The following is a 16,363-nucleotide window of genomic DNA, read 5'->3' as shown; positions in this document are numbered from 1 at the left end:
AACCCTGTCCCCGGAAGAGTGCACATCGCGATACCGGGTGCGAATTGTGGAAACAGCACGGGAGCATTTGCACGACATGTACAAATGCTCCCGTGGAAACGCAGTCCCGGCTCGGGCCGCGGGTGACTCAGCAGGTCAGCGGATACCCAGCACCTCGGAGGTGTGGCCAATGATCTCGTCCGCGAGTTGCGGGTTGTCATTGAGTTTTTCACCGTAGGCCGGAATGAGTTCCTTCAACCGTGGCTCCCACTCCGACATTTTGGCCGGGAAGCAACGGGACAACATGTTCAACATGATGGGTACCGCGGTGGAGGCACCAGGGGACGCGCCCAGCAACGCTCCGATGGAACCGTCCGCGCTGGTCACCAGCTCTGTGCCGAACTGCAGCACGCCACCCTTTTGGGGATCTTTCTTCATGACCTGGACGCGCTGGCCGGCCTCGATGAGATCCCACTGGCCGGCCTCGGCGGTGGGGTAGTACTCGTGCAAGGCGTCCATGCGCTGGGAGCGGGTCTTGGTCAATTCGCTCAGGAGGTACTTGACCAGGTCGAGATTGGCCAGTCCCGCGCGAGTCATGGGGTAGAGGTTGTGCGCACGCACCGACTTGGGCAGGTCCAGGAAAGAACCGTGCTTTAAGAAGTTGGGTTTGAATCCGCCATAGGGACCGAACATCACGGCCTTTTGGCCATTGACGTAACGGGTGTCCAGGTGCGGCACGGACATGGGCGGTGCTCCCACGGAGGCCTGCCCGTACACCTTGGCGTTGTGCTGAGAGGTGACGGCGGGATCGGTGTTACGCAGGAACAGCCCGGACACCGGGAAACCTCCAAACCCCTTGGCTTCCTTGATACCGGAGCGCTGCAGCAGGTGCAGGGCGCCACCACCGGCGCCGAGGAACACGAACTTGGCGTGGATGCTCCGGTTGTTGTCGCTGTTGAGGAGATCCTCGACCTTGACCAGCCAGGAACCGTCGGACTGCCGGTTCAGGGTCGTGACCTGCTGGCCGTACCGGACCGTGGCACCCTGGCCCGCGACGTAGTCGATCAGCTGATTGGTCAGCGCACCGAAGTCCACGTCTGTGCCTTCGGGGGCGAAGGTCGCAGCCACACGACCGGCACCACGACCGTGCATGGTCAACGGGGCCCAATCGGCGATCTTGTCGCGGTCCACCGAGAATTCCATGCGTTCGAAGAGCTTGTTCTGCTTGAACGAGTCGTAGCGGGTGCGCAGGTAGTCGGCGTGGTCCTCGCCGAACACCATGGAGATGTGGGGGACCGGGTTGATGAAGCCGGAGGGCTCCTTGAGCACTCCGTTCTCCACCAACGTGGACCACAGCTGGCGGGTCACGTGGAACTGCTCGTTGATGTTGAGTGCCTTCTGTGCGCTCACGGAACCGTCCGCGGCCTGGGGCGCGTAGTTGAGTTCACACAGGGCGGCGTGACCGGTGCCGGCGTTGTTCCAGGCGTTGGAACTTTCCAACCCTGCGCGGTCCAGACGCTCCAGGATGGTCATGTCCCAGTGGGGCTGAAGATCCTTGAGGATGGTTGCAAGCGTGGCACTCATGATGCCTGCGCCAACCAGAAGAACGTCGGTGGATTCTGTGGGCTGAGTTGAAGTCAAGGTGTCTCCCGGAATGCTTTGCGGGCGCGTCGGTGCGCCGCGTGAGGTTCACATCAAGACTATCTCCAGCCCGCGACGATCACCGAATGGAAATCAGTGCGAGATGCCGATTCGTCAGCCGCTACGCAGGGTCAGGTCGTTGAACAGTTCGTGTCCGGTCGAGGTCAGGGGAAAGGTCTCGACCCTGCTGTTGACGGCCACGGCCGATACGGAGTGCGCAAGCGGAATGGCCGGCAGCATTCTGGAGATCCGATTGTTCAACGCCCGGTAGGTGTTGGCCCGGGCGGCGTCGTCGGACATCGCGGCCGCGCGATTGACGGCCGTGAACAGGCCCGTGTTCCGAATCCCGAACTCGGCGTTGGGGGAGCCCATCAACGGGCCCAGGAAATTGTCCGGATCTCGGAACCCGCCACTCCATCCCATCAGGCTGAGGGCATGACGTGACTCCGGATCCGTAACTTTCTGCACATAGTCGTCATCCCATTCCAGGGCTACCGGGTCCAGATTAAATCCCACCCGCGTGAGCTGCTCGGACATCATGGCGAAGACCTGCTCGGGTTTCTGCAGGTACAGCCGGGAGGTGTTGCGCGGATAATAAAAGCTCAGCCGTTCGCCGTCGTAGTCCGAGTCGGCGAGCAGGTCTCGGGCGCGTTGCGGGTTGAATCCTGGGACCTGTAGGTCATCACCATCCACGTTGAATCGCGCCGGGATGAACTGATTGGCCACGTTGGTGCCGTTGGGGAACAGCTCCCGGGCAATGGCACCTCGATCAATGGCCGCAGCGATTGCGCGGCGAATCGTCACGTCCTGCAGCAGGGGGAGACGCTGGTTGATCCCCACGTAGGACACGGAATACGGGTCGCGGAACAGCACCTGGGTGCCGCTGCGGGCCAGGGGGGCGAAATCGTCCAGGCCGACCTGGTCATAGGCATCCACTTGGCCGGATACGAGTGCGGCGTACCGGACTTTGGAGTCCGGGACACTGCGGAACTCCACGCTGCCTAGGTGGCCCAGGTCCGCCCAGTAATCGGGATTGACGCTCAGTCGGACCGCCGTGGCATCGGCGGAGTCGAAGCCGAACGGACCGGTGCCCACGGGATGGCTGCGCGAGGTGTCGGCGGCGATGCTGTCGGGTGAGGCAAGACCGAACGATGGCTGGGTCAGCGCGTGGAGCAGGGGGTGGTACGGGTGGCGCAGCACGATCTTGACCGTGCGCTCATCGACCACCTCGCAACCGCCGTAGCTGGAGGGTGTGGATGGATCCGTGTTGCCGTGTCGGAACACCGTGGCAAAGGACGTCCTGGGCGCCCAGGGCTCATCCGACTCGGCCTGCTCCCGCCACTTGTCGAAGTTCGCGCGCACTGCCTCGGCGTTCAGGGCGGCGCCGTCGTGAAACGAGATCCCGCGCCGGAGGGTGAAGGTTACGGAACGGTTGTCGGCGTCGAGCTCCCAGGATTCCGCCAGACCCGGGAGAGGCTCCCCGGTCGAGGGGTCTGCTCTGACCAGACCCTCGAGGACTTGAGCGGCGATCCGAGAAGTTTCCACCGAATTACTGATGGACGGATCCAGTGTGGCGGGAGAAGCTGCCTGGGCAAAGACGAACGAGGCGTCGGGCAGGGCCGGGGAGTCCTGAGACCGTGGCGTGGTGGCACCGCAACCGGTGAGCACTACTCCCAGCCCGGCCGCGGCCAGGAACCCGCGACGCCCGAACTGGAATTCCGAGGTGCTCAACGAGGCTGATCCTTTCACCGACCGACAGCTGTTGACGGAGCTAACCGGGTTGGTGCGCAAGACGGGAATCGAACCCGCACGCCGTGAGGCACAGGAACCTAAATCCTGCGTGTCTACCAGTTCCACCACTCGCGCAGCTCGCACGGGCCTACCCGGCGAACGAGAACCATGGTAACCGCACAATCGTGGCCGAACGTGTCGGGTGCCCGCATCGCAGTGCCCGGCCCGGGTGCTCCGGTCCCGCCGTTCAGTCCAGGTGCAGGTCCCGGCGCAACTTGGCCACGTGGCCCTTGGCGCGCACGTTGTACTGCGCCAGTTCCACGACACCCTGGGCATCCACGACCACGGTGGAGCGGATGAGGCCCTCGTACGTCTTGCCGTAGTTCTTCTTCTCGCCCCAGGCGCCGTAGGCTTCGGCTACGGAATGGTCCTGGTCCGAGAGCAGCGGAAACGTCAGTTCCTGCTTGTCCGTGAAGCGCGCCAGGGCAGTCGGGGCGTCCGGGGAGATTCCCAGCACCGCAAACCCATCTGCAGTAAACCGCGCGAGGTTGTCACGAAAATCACACGCTTGCGTGGTGCAGCCGGGAGTGGCTGCCTTGGGGTAGAAATACACGATCACGCGCCGGCCGCGGTAGTCCCCGAGGGAGACGTCGTCTCCGTTCGCATCCTGGAGGGTGAACGCGGGGGCGGTGTCTCCGGCAGTTAACGTGGTTGTCACAGGGGGCTTCCTTCCGGTTGGGTAACAGTGCTCGCGCATCTCGACCGGCCGCTCGAGGGCATGAGCTCGCTCCAGGCCAGAAGTTACAGAATGGCTGACGCGCAGGACATGTGGTGGATAAGGTACCTTACGTCACGAATTTGCTTTATCAGTACCCTGACCATAATCTGCCGATTGGCCATTGGCGGGTATACTGGGGGGTATGTCTCATCGAAACCAGTGGCCCCCAAATCGCCTGCTGTCAACTGCGGCGCGCCTAGTGGAACATGCGTGGAACGAGAGCCTCGCATCCCTGGGAATCACCCATGCCGGTGTGATGGCCCTGGACGTCCTGCAGGCCGAGGGTAGTATGACCCAGGCGCAGCTTGCACACAAGGTTCGGGTTCAGGCTCAGACCATGGGCAAGACTTTGCATCGACTTGAGGTTCACGGGCATATCACCCGATCCAAGGATGTTCGTGATCGCCGTTCACACGTCGTGTCCATCTCTCCGGAGGGGGAGAAGGTCCTGGACACGGCATCCAAGTTGGAAAACGATTTGTTGGGTGAAGGCACCCTTATGGATGAGAATCTTCGGCGTTCATTGGCGGAGATCATTTCCACTCTGGGTGGAGCCCGATGGAAATTGGAAGTTACCGATGACGGTGTGGTGCGGGAGGATGCGGAGAACCCCGCCAGCGCAGCACAGTAATCCCGCGAACCGGCCTGGACTACGCCACCTCGGTAGGGGTTGCGCAGTTTCCTGGTCGTACATTTCATTGAGCCGTGAAATCGGGCAATAAAAAAGTTCGACCGCATTGCCAGCAATGCGGTCGAACTTGTGGGGTGCGCCCCCTGGGACTCGAACCCAGAACCCATTGATTAAGAGTCAATTGCTCTGCCAATTGAGCTAGGGGCGCTGGCGTTACCGGGAAAAATTTAGCACATCATCCGTGTCGTTTGACAACGGCTCCATGCGGGGTTTCCCCTGCGCAACGAGAGATAACTGTAGCACCGCCTGCGGATCTGTCCAATTCGGCAGGCGTGGTGCCGGACACGTCCGAGGAGCCGCTCGCACGTACCATAAAGCCATGACCTCTCAGCACCCCACCGTGGCCCTGTCAGACTTGCGCGTGATCTCCCTGCCTGAGCAAAAGCTCTTCGATCAGATCAGTGCCGAACTCGACGACTTCACTTGTGTGTTGTGGGATCTCGAGGGTGAGCCCGAGGGGTGCGCACGCGAGGACATTGACATCGCCGTGGCGCCGTACTTCAGCGGACGATGGTTGAAGAATCCGTCCGCGGTCGAAAATGTGAAACTCCTACAGTTGCAGTCCACCGGTTACGACGGGGTTCCGGAGCGAATCGGCCCCGACGTTGCGTTGAGCTCCGCCGGTTGGGTGCACGCCGCGGGTACCGCGGAAATCGCGGTGGGTCTCATCATTGCCGCGCAGCGCAGCATGGATCGCGCCATCGTGCAGCAGAAGGAAGGCGTGTACAAGCGGTTCTTTTCCCGTGCGGTGGCGGATTCCCGGGCCACGGTCGTGGGAATCGGAGAAATCGGTTCGGCCGTCATTGACCGCCTGCGGCCGTTCGAGGTCGAGATCACTCGCGTGGCGTCGTCGGCGCGGGAGGACGAGCAGGGCCAGGTTCGTGGCGTGGACGAATTGGACCAGATTCTGCCCGAGACCGACATTCTGGTGGTCGCGCTCCCACTCACCGAGGCAACGGAGGGCATGTTCGACGCCGCGGCCCTGCGTAGGCTCCCCGACGACGCTCTGGTCGTCAATGTGGGGCGGGGGTCGCTGGTCGACACGGACGCCCTGACCGAAGAAGTGGTCCAGGGGCGACTGCGCTGTGCCCTGGACGTGGTGGACCCGGAGCCGCTGCCCGGTGATCACCCCCTCATGAGCGCCGCAGGGTCCATCGTGCTCCCTCACGTGGGCGGATCCAATGTGTCCTACCGGCCCCGCGTGCGGGATCTCATTCTCCAGCAGGTCGAGCGCGTCAGGACCGGCCAAGCACCGAAGTTCTTGGTGCAACCGGGACGCCTTGTTCTCCCGTCCACCGGAGAGTAGTTCATAATGTGAGACATGGCGTCCGAAGATTGACACAGGAGGCGCGCGCCTCACTACAGTGGGTGTTATGCAGTTCGCACCGAGTGACGTTGTAGACCTTGGAGTCGTTGTTCTTATCGGACATCGGGCCTGAGTCGAATACGTCGCGCGTGGACACAGGCCCGAACGCTCACGAAACCCGTGGCGTGAGGGCCTTTCCTTATGTATAACGATCCGCACTGGCTCACCGTCATCGGTCAGGGGATGGCCCGCCCGGCGTTCAGCACCAACAGCAGGTAAAGGAAATATCCACTATGAGTAAGGATCAGCCGATTTCACCGGCCGTGATGGCCCATCGGCGCGCCGAGAACACTTCAGCGTCATTGGTGGGCGCGGAATCGGAGCAGCATCCCGTGGCCACCGCGGTGGCCGGCGCCGAAGGCCCGGAGGAAATGACCGGCTCGCGCGCCATTATTCGCTCCCTCGAGCAGCTCGGGGTCACCGATGTGTTCGGTCTTCCGGGTGGTGCAATCCTTCCCACGTACGACCCCTTGATGGATGCGGAGAAGATCAACCACATCCTGGTGCGTCACGAGCAGGGCGCGGGGCACGCGGCAGAGGGCTACGCCTTGGCATCGGGGCGCACCGGTGTGTGCATCGTGACCTCCGGTCCCGGCGCCACCAACTTGGTCACCGCACTTGCGGACGCCAACATGGATTCGATCCCCATGGTTGCGATCACGGGTCAGGTCTCCAGTGCCTTCATCGGAACCGATGCATTCCAGGAGGCGGACATCGTGGGTATGACCATGCCCATCACCAAGCACTCCTACCTGGTGACCGACCCCCAGGACATTCCTCGCGTTCTGGCGGAGGCCTTCCACCTGGCCTCGACCGGACGCCCCGGCCCGGTCCTGGTGGACGTGTCCAAGGACGCCCAGGTCTCCACCATGATGTTCTCCTGGCCCCCGCAGCTGGAGCTGGCGGGTTACCGCCCCGTGACGCGTGGTCACTCCAAGCAGATCAGGGAAGCGGCCCGTCTGATCGCTTCCGCCGAGCGTCCGGTGCTTTACACCGGTGGTGGCACCATGCGAGCCGACGCCGCTGCGGAGCTCCTCGAGCTCGCAGAACTCACCGGCGCTCCCGTGGTCACCACACTCACCGCCCGCGGTGTGTTCCCGGACTCCCACGAGTTGAACCTGGGCATGCCCGGTATGCACGGCACGGTTCCGGCCGTCTACGCGTTGCAGCAGGCTGACCTGCTGGTGACTCTGGGTGCTCGGTTCGACGATCGCGTGACCGGTCAACTGGACACGTTCGCCCCCAATGCCAAGGTGATCCACGCGGACATCGATCCCGCGGAGATCTCCAAGAACCGCACGGCGGACGTTCCGATCGTGGGTGACCTCAAGACCGTGATCCCTGATCTCAGTGATGCGGTGCGGCAAGAATTCGAGACGGGCGGCAAACCGGATCTGGGCACGTGGTGGACCACGCTGTCGAGTCTGCGCGACACCTACCCGCTCGGTTACGCTCGCACCGATGACGGGCTGGGCAGTCCCCAGTACGTGATCGAACGCATCTCGGCCCTGACCGGACCCGAAGCCGTCTACGTCTCCGGCGTGGGCCAGCACCAGATGTGGTCCGCGCAATTCGTGGCCTACGAGCGCCCTCGCCAGTGGCTCAACTCCTCCGGTCTGGGCACCATGGGCTTTGCGGTTCCCGCCGCCATGGGCGCGCAGGTGTCCCAGCCGGACCGCGTGGTGTGGGCCATCGACGGCGACGGTTGTTTCCAAATGACCAATCAGGAACTTGCCACGTGCGTGATCAACAACATCCCCATCAAGGTGGCCGTGATCAACAACTCGTCACTGGGTATGGTGCGCCAGTGGCAGACCTTGTTCTACGACGGTCGCTACTCCAATACGGAGCTGAACACCGGCCACAATTCCCGCCGTGTGCCGGACTTCGTGAAACTGGCCGAGGCCTACGGTTGCGCCGCGTTGCGTTGCGAAAGCGATGATCAAGTGGATGACGTGATCAAGCAGGCCCTGGAGATCAACGACCGCCCCGTGGTGATCGACTTCGTGGTGTCCGCGGACGCCATGGTCTGGCCCATGGTTCCCTCGGGCGTTTCCAACGACCAGATCCAAATTGCCAAGAACCTGACTCCTGACTGGAACCCGGAGGACTAATTGATGAGCCGACACACCCTCTCCGTTCTGGTTGAGGACAAGCCCGGCGTGCTGACGCGCGTTGCCGGTTTGTTCGCGCGCCGTGCGTTCAACATCCACTCCCTGGCGGTGGGTCCCACCGAAATCCCGGGGATCTCACGGATCACCGTGGTGGTCGATGCGGACGGCGAATTGCTGGAGCAGGTCACCAAGCAACTCAACAAGCTCATCAACGTCATCAAGATTGTTGAGCTCGCCCCGGAGTCCTCCGTGCAGCGCGACCACATAATGGTCAAGGTGCGTGCGGACGCGTCCACTCGTTTGCAGGTCACCCAGGCTGCAAATCTGTTCCGGGCCACCATCGTGGACGTCTCCACCGAATCCGTGGTCATTGAATCCACGGGTGCGCGGGACAAGATCCACGCCCTGTTGGACGTGCTCGAGCCCTTCGGCGTCCGCGAAATCGTTCGTGCCGGCACGCTGGCCCTGGGGCGCGGCCCCAAGTCCATGTCGGACCGCGCGCTGCGGCACTAGCACCACGACACCCTTGATCGGGTTCCGCTCGGGACGCGGTCCCCGATCCGAACAGCAGTCCCACCATCGAATGAGGAGATAGACAACCCCATGGCAAAGATCTACTACAACGACGATGCAGATCTGTCGATCATCCAGAACCGCTCCGTGGCCATCATTGGTTACGGCTCCCAGGGGCACGCCCACGCGCTGAACCTGCGTGATTCCGGCGTGGACGTCCGTATCGGTCTGGCCGAGGGTTCCAAGTCTCGTGCGAAGGCAGAGGCTCACGGTCTGCGCGTGCTCACCGTGGCCGAGGCCGCCAAGGAAGCGGACGTGATCATGATCCTGACCCCGGACCAGGTCCAGGCCCAGGTCTTCGAGGAGTCCATCAAGGACAACCTGGACGAGGGTGACGCGATCTTCTTTGCGCACGGTTTCAACATCCGGTTCGGTTACATCAAGGCACCCGAGGGTGTTGACGTGGCCATGGTCGCTCCCAAGGGCCCCGGTCACACCGTGCGCCGCGAGTTCGAAGCCGGCCGCGCCGTGCCCGACCTCGTGGCCGTCGAGGTCGATGCGTCCGGCAAGGCCCTCGAGCTGGCACTGTCCTACGCCAAGGGCATCGGCGGCACCCGCGCCGGTGTCATTGAGACCACCTTCACGGAGGAGACCGAGTCCGACCTGTTCGGCGAGCAGGCCGTGCTGTGCGGCGGCATGTCCCACCTGGTGCAGCAGGGCTTCGAGGTCCTCACCGAGGCCGGCTACCAGCCGGAAATCGCCTACTTCGAGGTGCTCCACGAGCTCAAGCTGATCGTGGACCTCATGGTCGAGGGCGGCATTGCCAAGCAGCGCTGGTCCATCTCCGACACCGCCGAGTACGGCGACTACGTCTCCGGGCCGCGCGTGGTCGATGCCCACGTCAAGGAGAACATGCAGGCCGTTCTGCAGGACATCCAGGACGGCACTTTTGCCAAGCGCTTCATGGAGGACCAGTCCAGCGGTGGCAAGGAGTTCAAGGAACTGCGTTCCAAGGAAGAGTCTCACCCCATTGAGGAGACCGGCCGTGAGCTGCGTTCCCTCTTCGCGTGGGAGCAGACCGATGAGGACTACACCGAGGGCACCGCCGCTCGCTGATCGGTCCTGATCCGGCACTGCCGTTGGGTGCAATAGTTCGATCGCCGACGCCGCCGCGAGAGTTCACGTGAACTCTCGCGGCGGCGTCGTGCTGTCCGAGGATTCCCGAGGCGGGAAAAGCACTGGACGGTCGCTAGAGTGGAGGGCGTGAGCGAGCAGATTCCCTACTACCTGACCACCGCGATTTCCTACCCGAACGGGTCCCCGCACATCGGGCACGCGTACGAGGCGATTGCCGCGGACACCATGGCGCGATTCAAGCGTTTGGACGGCTTTGACGTGCGGTTCCAGACCGGCACCGATGAGCACGGCCAGAAAATGCAGCAGACCGCTGAGAAGCAGGGTGTGTCACCGCGAGAGCTCGCGGATCAGAACGCGTCCCAGTTCAAGGCGATGGACGACGAGCTGCAGGTCAGCTACGACCGGTTCATCCGCACTACGGACGAGGACCACTATGCCGCGAGCCAGGACCTCTGGCGGCGGATGGAGGCCAACGGTGACATTTACCTGGACAAGTACGCCGGGTGGTACTCCGTGCGCGACGAGGCCTACTACGCCGAGGACGAGACCGAGGTCCGCGCGGACGGCCAGCGGTACTCGATCGGCACCGGCACCGAACTGACGTGGACCGAGGAAGAGAGCTACTTCTTCCGCCTCTCGGCCTACCAGGACAAGCTGCTGGCGCTCTACGAGACGGGTTTCGTGCAGCCCGAGACCCGTTCCCATGAAATTGCATCTTTTGTGGGGGGCGGGTTGCAGGATTTGTCGATCTCGCGCACCACCTTCGACTGGGGTGTTCCCGTGCCGGGCAACCCGGATCACGTGATGTACGTGTGGGTGGACGCGCTGACCAACTACCTCACCGGCCTGGGCTACCCGGACACCGAGGACACCAAGTTCCAGACCTACTGGCCCGCCGATCTGCACCTGATCGGCAAGGACATCGCCCGGTTCCACGCCGTGTACTGGCCGGCTTTCCTGATGTCCGCCGGACTGGAACTACCCAAGCGCGTGTACGCCCACGGGTTCCTGTTCAACCAGGGCGAGAAGATGTCCAAGTCGGTGGGCAACGTGATCGACCCGCACTCGCTGATCAGCGAATACGGCCTGGATCAACTGCGCTTCTTCCTGTTGCGCGAGGTTCCCTTCGGCCAGGACGGCAATTACTCCCACGACTCGATTGCATCGCGCATCAACTCGGACCTGGCCAACGACCTGGGAAACCTGGCCCAGCGCAGCCTGTCCATGGTCGCCAAGAACCTCGGGGGAGCAGCCCCCGAGCCCGGTGAGTTCACCGCCGAGGACCAGGCCATGCTCGACGAGGCCAGCGCCGCGGTGGACACGTTGCGCACCGCGTTCGACGCCCAGGCGTTCCACCGTGGGTTGGAAGCGGTCTGGCGTGTGATCGCCAATGCCAACCGCTACTTCACGGCGCAGGAGCCGTGGGTACTGCGCAAGACGGACCCCGAGCGCATGGCCACCGTGCTGTACGTGACGGCGGAGGTGCTGCGGATCGTGGCGATCCTGGTGCAGCCGATCATGCCCGACTCCATGGCCGAGCTGCTGACCCAGCTGGGTCAACCCGACGGGGAAGCCCGCCGGTACGCCGCGATTGCCGATCGGTTGGTGCCCGGGACCGAGCTGCCCAAGCCGAGCGGTGTATTCCCGCGCTACGAAGAGCCCGAGGTTCTCAAGGCCTGAGCGCGCGTGCGGCAGGTGAGGCGGCGGCGTCGTCACGGGAACGTGACGGCGCCGTCGTTTCATGTCTCGGTATTCGAGACACGTATTCACGTTGTGGAATCCTGACGCCCGGCAGATTTAGGCTGGGATCATGAGCGAAGCATCGTCGAACGCAGCCACCACCTACTCGATCGCCGTGATCCCCGGGGACGGAATCGGCCCCGAGGTCGTTGCCGAGGCGGTGAAAGTACTCGACGCCGTGACTGAGCCGGCCGGCATCACCCTGGCGAAGACCACCTACCCGCTGGGAGCCGAGCATTGGCTGGCCACGGGGGAGGTGCTCAGCGATGAAACCCTCGACCAGCTCCGCGGTCATGACGCCATCCTGTTCGGCGCGGTCGGTGCCGCCCCCAACGACACCCGCATCCCCTCCGGAATTCTCGAGCGTGACCTGCTGCTGAAGCTGCGCTTCACGTTCGACCACTACATCAACCTGCGCCCCGCCACCCTCTACCTGGGGACCACCAGCCCGCTGGCCGAGCCCGGGGACATTGATTTCGTGGTGGTCCGTGAAGGCACCGAGGGTCTCTACGCCGGTAACGGCGGCCGGGTCCGCCAGGGCACCGACCACGAGATCGCGACCGAGGTGTCGATCAACACCGCCCACGGTGTACGCCGCCTGGTCAAGTACGCGTTCGAGCTGGCGCAAAAGCGCCCGCGCAAGAAACTCACCCTGGTGCACAAGCACAATGTGCTGGTCAATGCGGGCCGGTTGTACCAGGAGACCGTCAACCAGTTCGCACCGCAGTACCCGGACGTCACCGTGGATTACCTGCACATCGACGCCGCCACGATCTTCCTGACCACCGAGCCCTCCCGCTTTGACGTGATCGTCACCGACAACCTGTTCGGCGACATCCTCACCGACCAGGCGGGCGCGGTGACCGGAGGTATCGGTCTGGCACCGTGCGGTAACATCAACGCAGATCGCACTGCGCCGTCCATGTTCGAACCCGTTCACGGTTCCGCACCGGACATTGCGGGAACCGCAACAGCGCAGCCGGTGGCCGCCATCCTTGCCGCCGCCATGATGCTGGAACACCTGGGCCACGAGAATCTCGCAGACCAGATCAACCAGGCAGTGCGCCGGGATCTCGAGACGCACGGCAATGAGAAGCGCAGCACCGATCAGGTGGGCGACCACATTGTGGCCGCCCTGCAGGACGCCTGAATCCGAGCAGTCGAAGGAGAATACTCTTGAGCACCCAGTTCGTCCGCCAGCCCAATCCCCACCCGGCCACCGACGAGGTCCGCAACGCCGTCCTGGCCAACCCCGGTTTCGGCGTACATTTCACGGACAACATGATCTCCATCGACTGGACCGGTGACGTGGAAAAGGGCACCGGGCAGTGGGACAATCCTCGCCTGGAGGCCTACGGTCCGATTGCCCTGGACCCCTCCGCCGCCGTGTTCCACTACGGCCAGGAGATCTTTGAGGGACTCAAGGCCTACCGCCACCAGGACGGCTCCGTGTGGAGCTTCCGCCCGGAGGCCAATGCGGCTCGCTTGAACCGCTCGGCCGAGCGCCTCGCGTTGCCGGCACTGCCGGAAGACACGTTCGTGGACGCCGTGCGTGAACTCGTGAGCACGGACGAGAAATGGGTGCCCTCCGGTGACGGTGAGTCCCTCTATGTGCGCCCCTTTATGATTGCCACGGAGCCGTTCCTCGGGGTGCGCCCGTCGCGCCAGGCGCGGTTTTCCGTCATCGCCTCCCCGGCCGGTAACTATTTCGGCACGGTGGAGCCCGTGGACATCTGGCTGTCCCGCACCTACGCCCGCGCGGGCAAGGGCGGCACCGGTTCGGCAAAGTGCGGCGGCAACTATGCGGCGTCGTTGATTGCGCAAATGGAAGGCGACGCCCACGGCTGCAGCCAGGTGTTGTTCCTCGACCACGAGCGCGACGACGCCGTTGAAGAACTCGGTGGCATGAACGTGTTCTTCGTCTTCAAAAACGGCCGAGTGGTGACCCCGGAACTTACGGGAACCATTCTGGAGGGCGTCACCCGCCGCTCAATCATCGAGCTGGCCAAGGAGCGCGGCCTGCAGGTCGAAGAACGCCGATTCACGCTGGACGAATGGCGTGAGGGCAAGGCGTCGGGCGAGCTGACCGAGGTCTTCGCGTGCGGAACCGCAGCGGTCATCGCACCCGTGCGTCGTCTGGTCAGTCACGACGAGGTCATCGGCAGCGAGGACGACCAGCCGGGCGAAGTGACCATGTCCCTGCGCCAGCAGCTGCTCGACATCCAGACCGGTCGTGCGGAGGATACCCACGGCTGGCTCACGCGACTGGCCTGATCGCTCACCGCTCAACACGAGTCCGAGGTGGACCGTGCTGTGTAGCCTTAGGGCATGCGCATTGCACGGTTCACCTTTGACAATGAAATTCACTTTGGTGTGGTTTCCGGGCCCGAGGGCCAGGAAAAAATCACATACCTCTCGGGCGACCCCCTCTACGTGGGCGTGCAACCCCTCGACCGCACGGTGGAGGTCTCCGAGGTGCGGTTGCTTGCTCCGGTCATCCCGCGCTCCAAGATCGTGTGCGTGGGACGCAACTACGCGGACCACGCCGCCGAAATGGGCAATGACCTACCCACCAGACCACTGCTGTTCTTCAAACCGAACACCTCGGTGTCCGGCCCCGGGGATCCGGTGACGTTGCCGTCGTGGACCGAGCAGGTCTCCTACGAGGCCGAACTCGCCGTGGTGATCGGGCGGATGTGCAAGGACGTCCCGGTCGAGAGAGTTCCCGAGGTCGTGTTCGGCTACACCGGTGCCAACGATCTCACCGCGCGTGACGCCCAGAGGACGGACGGCCAGTGGGCCCGCGCCAAGGGCTTCGACGGCGCCTGCCCCTTGGGTCCGTGGGTCGAGACCGAGCTGGACATCAGCTCGATCGGGGTGCAGTCCCGCGTCAACGGCGAACTGAAGCAGGACGGGAACACCGCGGACATGGTCTTCGACGTCCCCACGCTGGTCTCTTACGTGTCTCAGGCCTTCACGCTGCTGCCCGGGGACGTGATCCTCACGGGCACACCGGCCGGGGTGGGCATCGTCGACGAGGGGGACACCTTGGACGTGGACATCGAGGGAATCGGCCGCCTCACCACGGTGCTGCGCCGCTGAGCCAGGGGTGATCCTTGAGCCTAGAATGGTCACATCATGACTGACCACGAAACTTCACTGCACCCCACCGTTTCCGCCGACACCCCCGTGCGCGTGCGCTTCTGCCCGTCTCCCACGGGCACGCCGCACGTGGGTTTGATCCGCACCGCACTGTTCAACTGGGCCTGGGCCCGCCACACCGGCGGCACCATGGTGTTCCGCATCGAGGACACGGACGCCGCCCGCGACTCCGAGGAGAGCTTCGGCCAGATCCTCGACGCACTTGCCTGGTTGGGCATCGACTGGGACGAGGGCGTCAACGTGGGTGGACCCCACGAGCCGTACCGCCAGTCCCAGCGCGGTGAGATCTACCAGGACGTGCTGGCCAAGCTGGTGGAGTCCGGACACGTGTACGAGGACTTCTCCACCCCGGAAGAGGTGGAAGCCAGGCACAAGGCCAAGGGGGAGGACCCCAAGCTCGGTTACGACAATTACGATCGCGACCTGACCGAAGAGCAGAAGCAGGCATTCCGCGACGAGGGCCGCAAGCCCGTTCTGCGACTGCGGATGCCTAACGAGGACATTTCCTTCACCGACCTCGTGCGCGGCGAGATCTCCTTCAAGGCCGGGTCGGTGCCGGACTTCGTGGTGGCCCGCGCCAACGGTAAGCCGCTCTACACGCTGGTCAACCCCGTGGACGACGCTCTCATGGGTATCACCCAGGTGCTGCGCGGTGAGGATCTGCTGTCCTCGACCCCTCGCCAAATTGCCCTCTACCGCGCCCTGATGGACATCGGCGTGGCCGAGTTCATTCCCGAGTTCGGCCACCTGCCCTACGTGATGGGTGAGGGCAATAAGAAGCTGTCCAAGCGCGACCCCGAGTCCAACTTGTTCCACCACCGGGACAACGGGTTCATCCCCGAGGGACTGCTGAACTACTTGGCGCTGCTGGGTTGGTCGCTGTCCGCGGACGAGGACATCTTCAGCGTGGACCAACTCGTGGAGAACTTCGACATCCACAATGTTCTGGCCAATCCCGCGCGCTTCGACGTCAAGAAGGCCACGGCCATCAACGGCACCCATATCCGCATGTTGGAGCCGCAGGACTTCCGTAACCGCTTGATTCCGTACCTGCAGTCGGCCGGTTTGACGGGGGAGACCCTCACGGACGAGCAGAACAAGATCTTGGATCAGGCGGCACCGTTGGTCCAGGAGCGCATGAACCTGCTGGGCGAGACCCCGGGTCTGTTGGGCTTCCTGTTCCGCTCCGACGATCACATCCAGATCGCCCCGGATGCCCAGAAGCAGCTCAAGGACAGCGCCCCGCAGGTGCTGCACGCCGCGGTCGAGGCGCTCGAACCATTGGAGGATTTCACGGCAGAGCCCATTGAAGCCGCATTGCGGGAGGCCATTGTCGAGGGACTGGAAATCAAGCCCCGTTTGGCATTCGGTCCGGTCCGCACCGCTGTGTCCGGTGAACGCATTTCCCCGCCGCTCTTCGAGTCACTGGAAATCCTGGGTAAGGAATCGTCCCTGAACCGCATCAAGGCGCTCGCCTCCCAGCTCAGTTAAGGGCTCCGAGCCCGGTTTGG

13 protein-coding genes and 2 tRNA genes are annotated in these 16,363 nt (G+C 63.6%); 10 read left to right on the top strand and 5 right to left on the bottom strand.

Annotated features, from left to right (window positions below):
• Positions 1 to 135 precede the first annotated feature (135 nt).
• The 4 genes from ABEA06_RS11565 to bcp form a co-directional block, all read right to left on the bottom strand.
• A complete protein-coding gene (locus ABEA06_RS11565; RefSeq protein ID WP_303383277.1) occupies positions 136 to 1,620 on the bottom strand; it encodes a malate:quinone oxidoreductase in 1,485 nt (494 codons plus the stop codon).
• A 114-nt stretch (positions 1,621 to 1,734) separates the two neighbouring features.
• Entirely contained in the window at positions 1,735 to 3,351 is a 1,617-nt protein-coding gene (locus ABEA06_RS11560; protein WP_345311579.1) for an ABC transporter substrate-binding protein, read from the bottom strand.
• Positions 3,352 to 3,401: 50 nt separating this feature from the next.
• Positions 3,402 to 3,486 (bottom strand) — tRNA-Leu (locus ABEA06_RS11555).
• A gap of 112 nt (positions 3,487 to 3,598) precedes the next feature.
• Positions 3,599 to 4,108: a thioredoxin-dependent thiol peroxidase gene (bcp, locus tag ABEA06_RS11550; RefSeq protein WP_425559531.1), complete on the bottom strand. Its 510-nt coding sequence runs from the start codon at positions 4,106 to 4,108 to the stop codon at positions 3,599 to 3,601.
• Positions 4,109 to 4,271: 163 nt separating this feature from the next.
• On the opposite strand from bcp, the gene ABEA06_RS11545 reads away from it, so the two are divergent.
• The gene (locus tag ABEA06_RS11545) at positions 4,272 to 4,760 is read left to right on the top strand and encodes a MarR family winged helix-turn-helix transcriptional regulator (RefSeq protein ID WP_303383274.1); all 489 of its coding nucleotides are present in this window, start codon (positions 4,272 to 4,274) and stop codon (positions 4,758 to 4,760) included.
• 135 nt (positions 4,761 to 4,895) lie between these two features.
• Here ABEA06_RS11545 and ABEA06_RS11540 read toward each other — a convergent pair.
• Positions 4,896 to 4,968, bottom strand: a tRNA-Lys gene (locus tag ABEA06_RS11540).
• Between the two features lie 171 nt (positions 4,969 to 5,139).
• Here ABEA06_RS11540 and ABEA06_RS11535 point away from each other — a divergent pair.
• From ABEA06_RS11535 to gltX, 9 genes are all read left to right on the top strand, one after another.
• A complete protein-coding gene (locus ABEA06_RS11535) occupies positions 5,140 to 6,126 on the top strand; it encodes an NAD(P)-dependent oxidoreductase (RefSeq protein WP_303383528.1) in 987 nt (328 codons plus the stop codon).
• A 293-nt stretch (positions 6,127 to 6,419) separates the two neighbouring features.
• Complete coding sequence (locus tag ABEA06_RS11530) at positions 6,420 to 8,300, top strand: acetolactate synthase large subunit (protein ID WP_303383527.1); 1,881 nt, start codon at positions 6,420 to 6,422, stop codon at positions 8,298 to 8,300.
• A gap of 3 nt (positions 8,301 to 8,303) precedes the next feature.
• The gene (gene ilvN / locus ABEA06_RS11525; protein WP_345311578.1) at positions 8,304 to 8,813 is read left to right on the top strand and encodes an acetolactate synthase small subunit; all 510 of its coding nucleotides are present in this window, start codon (positions 8,304 to 8,306) and stop codon (positions 8,811 to 8,813) included.
• Positions 8,814 to 8,903: 90 nt separating this feature from the next.
• A complete protein-coding gene (gene ilvC, locus ABEA06_RS11520; protein ID WP_312395586.1) occupies positions 8,904 to 9,929 on the top strand; it encodes a ketol-acid reductoisomerase in 1,026 nt (341 codons plus the stop codon).
• A 147-nt stretch (positions 9,930 to 10,076) separates the two neighbouring features.
• Positions 10,077 to 11,630, top strand: coding sequence for a methionine--tRNA ligase (gene metG / locus ABEA06_RS11515; RefSeq protein WP_345311577.1), 1,554 nt, complete (start codon positions 10,077 to 10,079; stop codon positions 11,628 to 11,630).
• Positions 11,631 to 11,760: 130 nt separating this feature from the next.
• Complete coding sequence (locus ABEA06_RS11510; protein WP_345311576.1) at positions 11,761 to 12,840, top strand: 3-isopropylmalate dehydrogenase; 1,080 nt, start codon at positions 11,761 to 11,763, stop codon at positions 12,838 to 12,840.
• A gap of 26 nt (positions 12,841 to 12,866) precedes the next feature.
• Positions 12,867 to 13,964, top strand: coding sequence for a branched-chain amino acid aminotransferase (locus tag ABEA06_RS11505; protein WP_345311575.1), 1,098 nt, complete (start codon positions 12,867 to 12,869; stop codon positions 13,962 to 13,964).
• 54 nt (positions 13,965 to 14,018) lie between these two features.
• Positions 14,019 to 14,792, top strand: a complete 774-nt coding sequence (locus ABEA06_RS11500; protein WP_303383245.1) for a fumarylacetoacetate hydrolase family protein — start codon at positions 14,019 to 14,021, stop codon at positions 14,790 to 14,792.
• 36 nt (positions 14,793 to 14,828) lie between these two features.
• Entirely contained in the window at positions 14,829 to 16,343 is a 1,515-nt protein-coding gene (gene gltX / locus ABEA06_RS11495; protein ID WP_345311574.1) for a glutamate--tRNA ligase, read from the top strand.
• Positions 16,344 to 16,363 lie beyond the last annotated feature (20 nt).

Origin of the sequence: Kocuria gwangalliensis (genome assembly GCF_039544365.1) — a bacterium.
GTDB lineage: Bacteria > Actinomycetota > Actinomycetes > Actinomycetales > Micrococcaceae > Kocuria > Kocuria gwangalliensis.
This window is presented reverse-complemented; position numbering and strand designations above follow the sequence as displayed.

Coding starts and splice junctions, on each gene's coding strand:
- bcp (WP_425559531.1), bottom strand. CDS start 4,108: ATGCGCGAGCACTGTTACCCAACCGGAAGGAAGCCCCCTGTGACAACC.
- ABEA06_RS11535 (WP_303383528.1), top strand. CDS start 5,140: ATGACCTCTCAGCACCCCACCGTGGCCCTGTCAGACTTGCGCGTGATC.
- ilvC (WP_312395586.1), top strand. CDS start 8,904: ATGGCAAAGATCTACTACAACGACGATGCAGATCTGTCGATCATCCAG.
- ABEA06_RS11545 (WP_303383274.1), top strand. CDS start 4,272: ATGTCTCATCGAAACCAGTGGCCCCCAAATCGCCTGCTGTCAACTGCG.
- ABEA06_RS11510 (WP_345311576.1), top strand. CDS start 11,761: ATGAGCGAAGCATCGTCGAACGCAGCCACCACCTACTCGATCGCCGTG.
- ABEA06_RS11530 (WP_303383527.1), top strand. CDS start 6,420: ATGAGTAAGGATCAGCCGATTTCACCGGCCGTGATGGCCCATCGGCGC.
- ABEA06_RS11500 (WP_303383245.1), top strand. CDS start 14,019: ATGCGCATTGCACGGTTCACCTTTGACAATGAAATTCACTTTGGTGTG.
- ilvN (WP_345311578.1), top strand. CDS start 8,304: ATGAGCCGACACACCCTCTCCGTTCTGGTTGAGGACAAGCCCGGCGTG.
- gltX (WP_345311574.1), top strand. CDS start 14,829: ATGACTGACCACGAAACTTCACTGCACCCCACCGTTTCCGCCGACACC.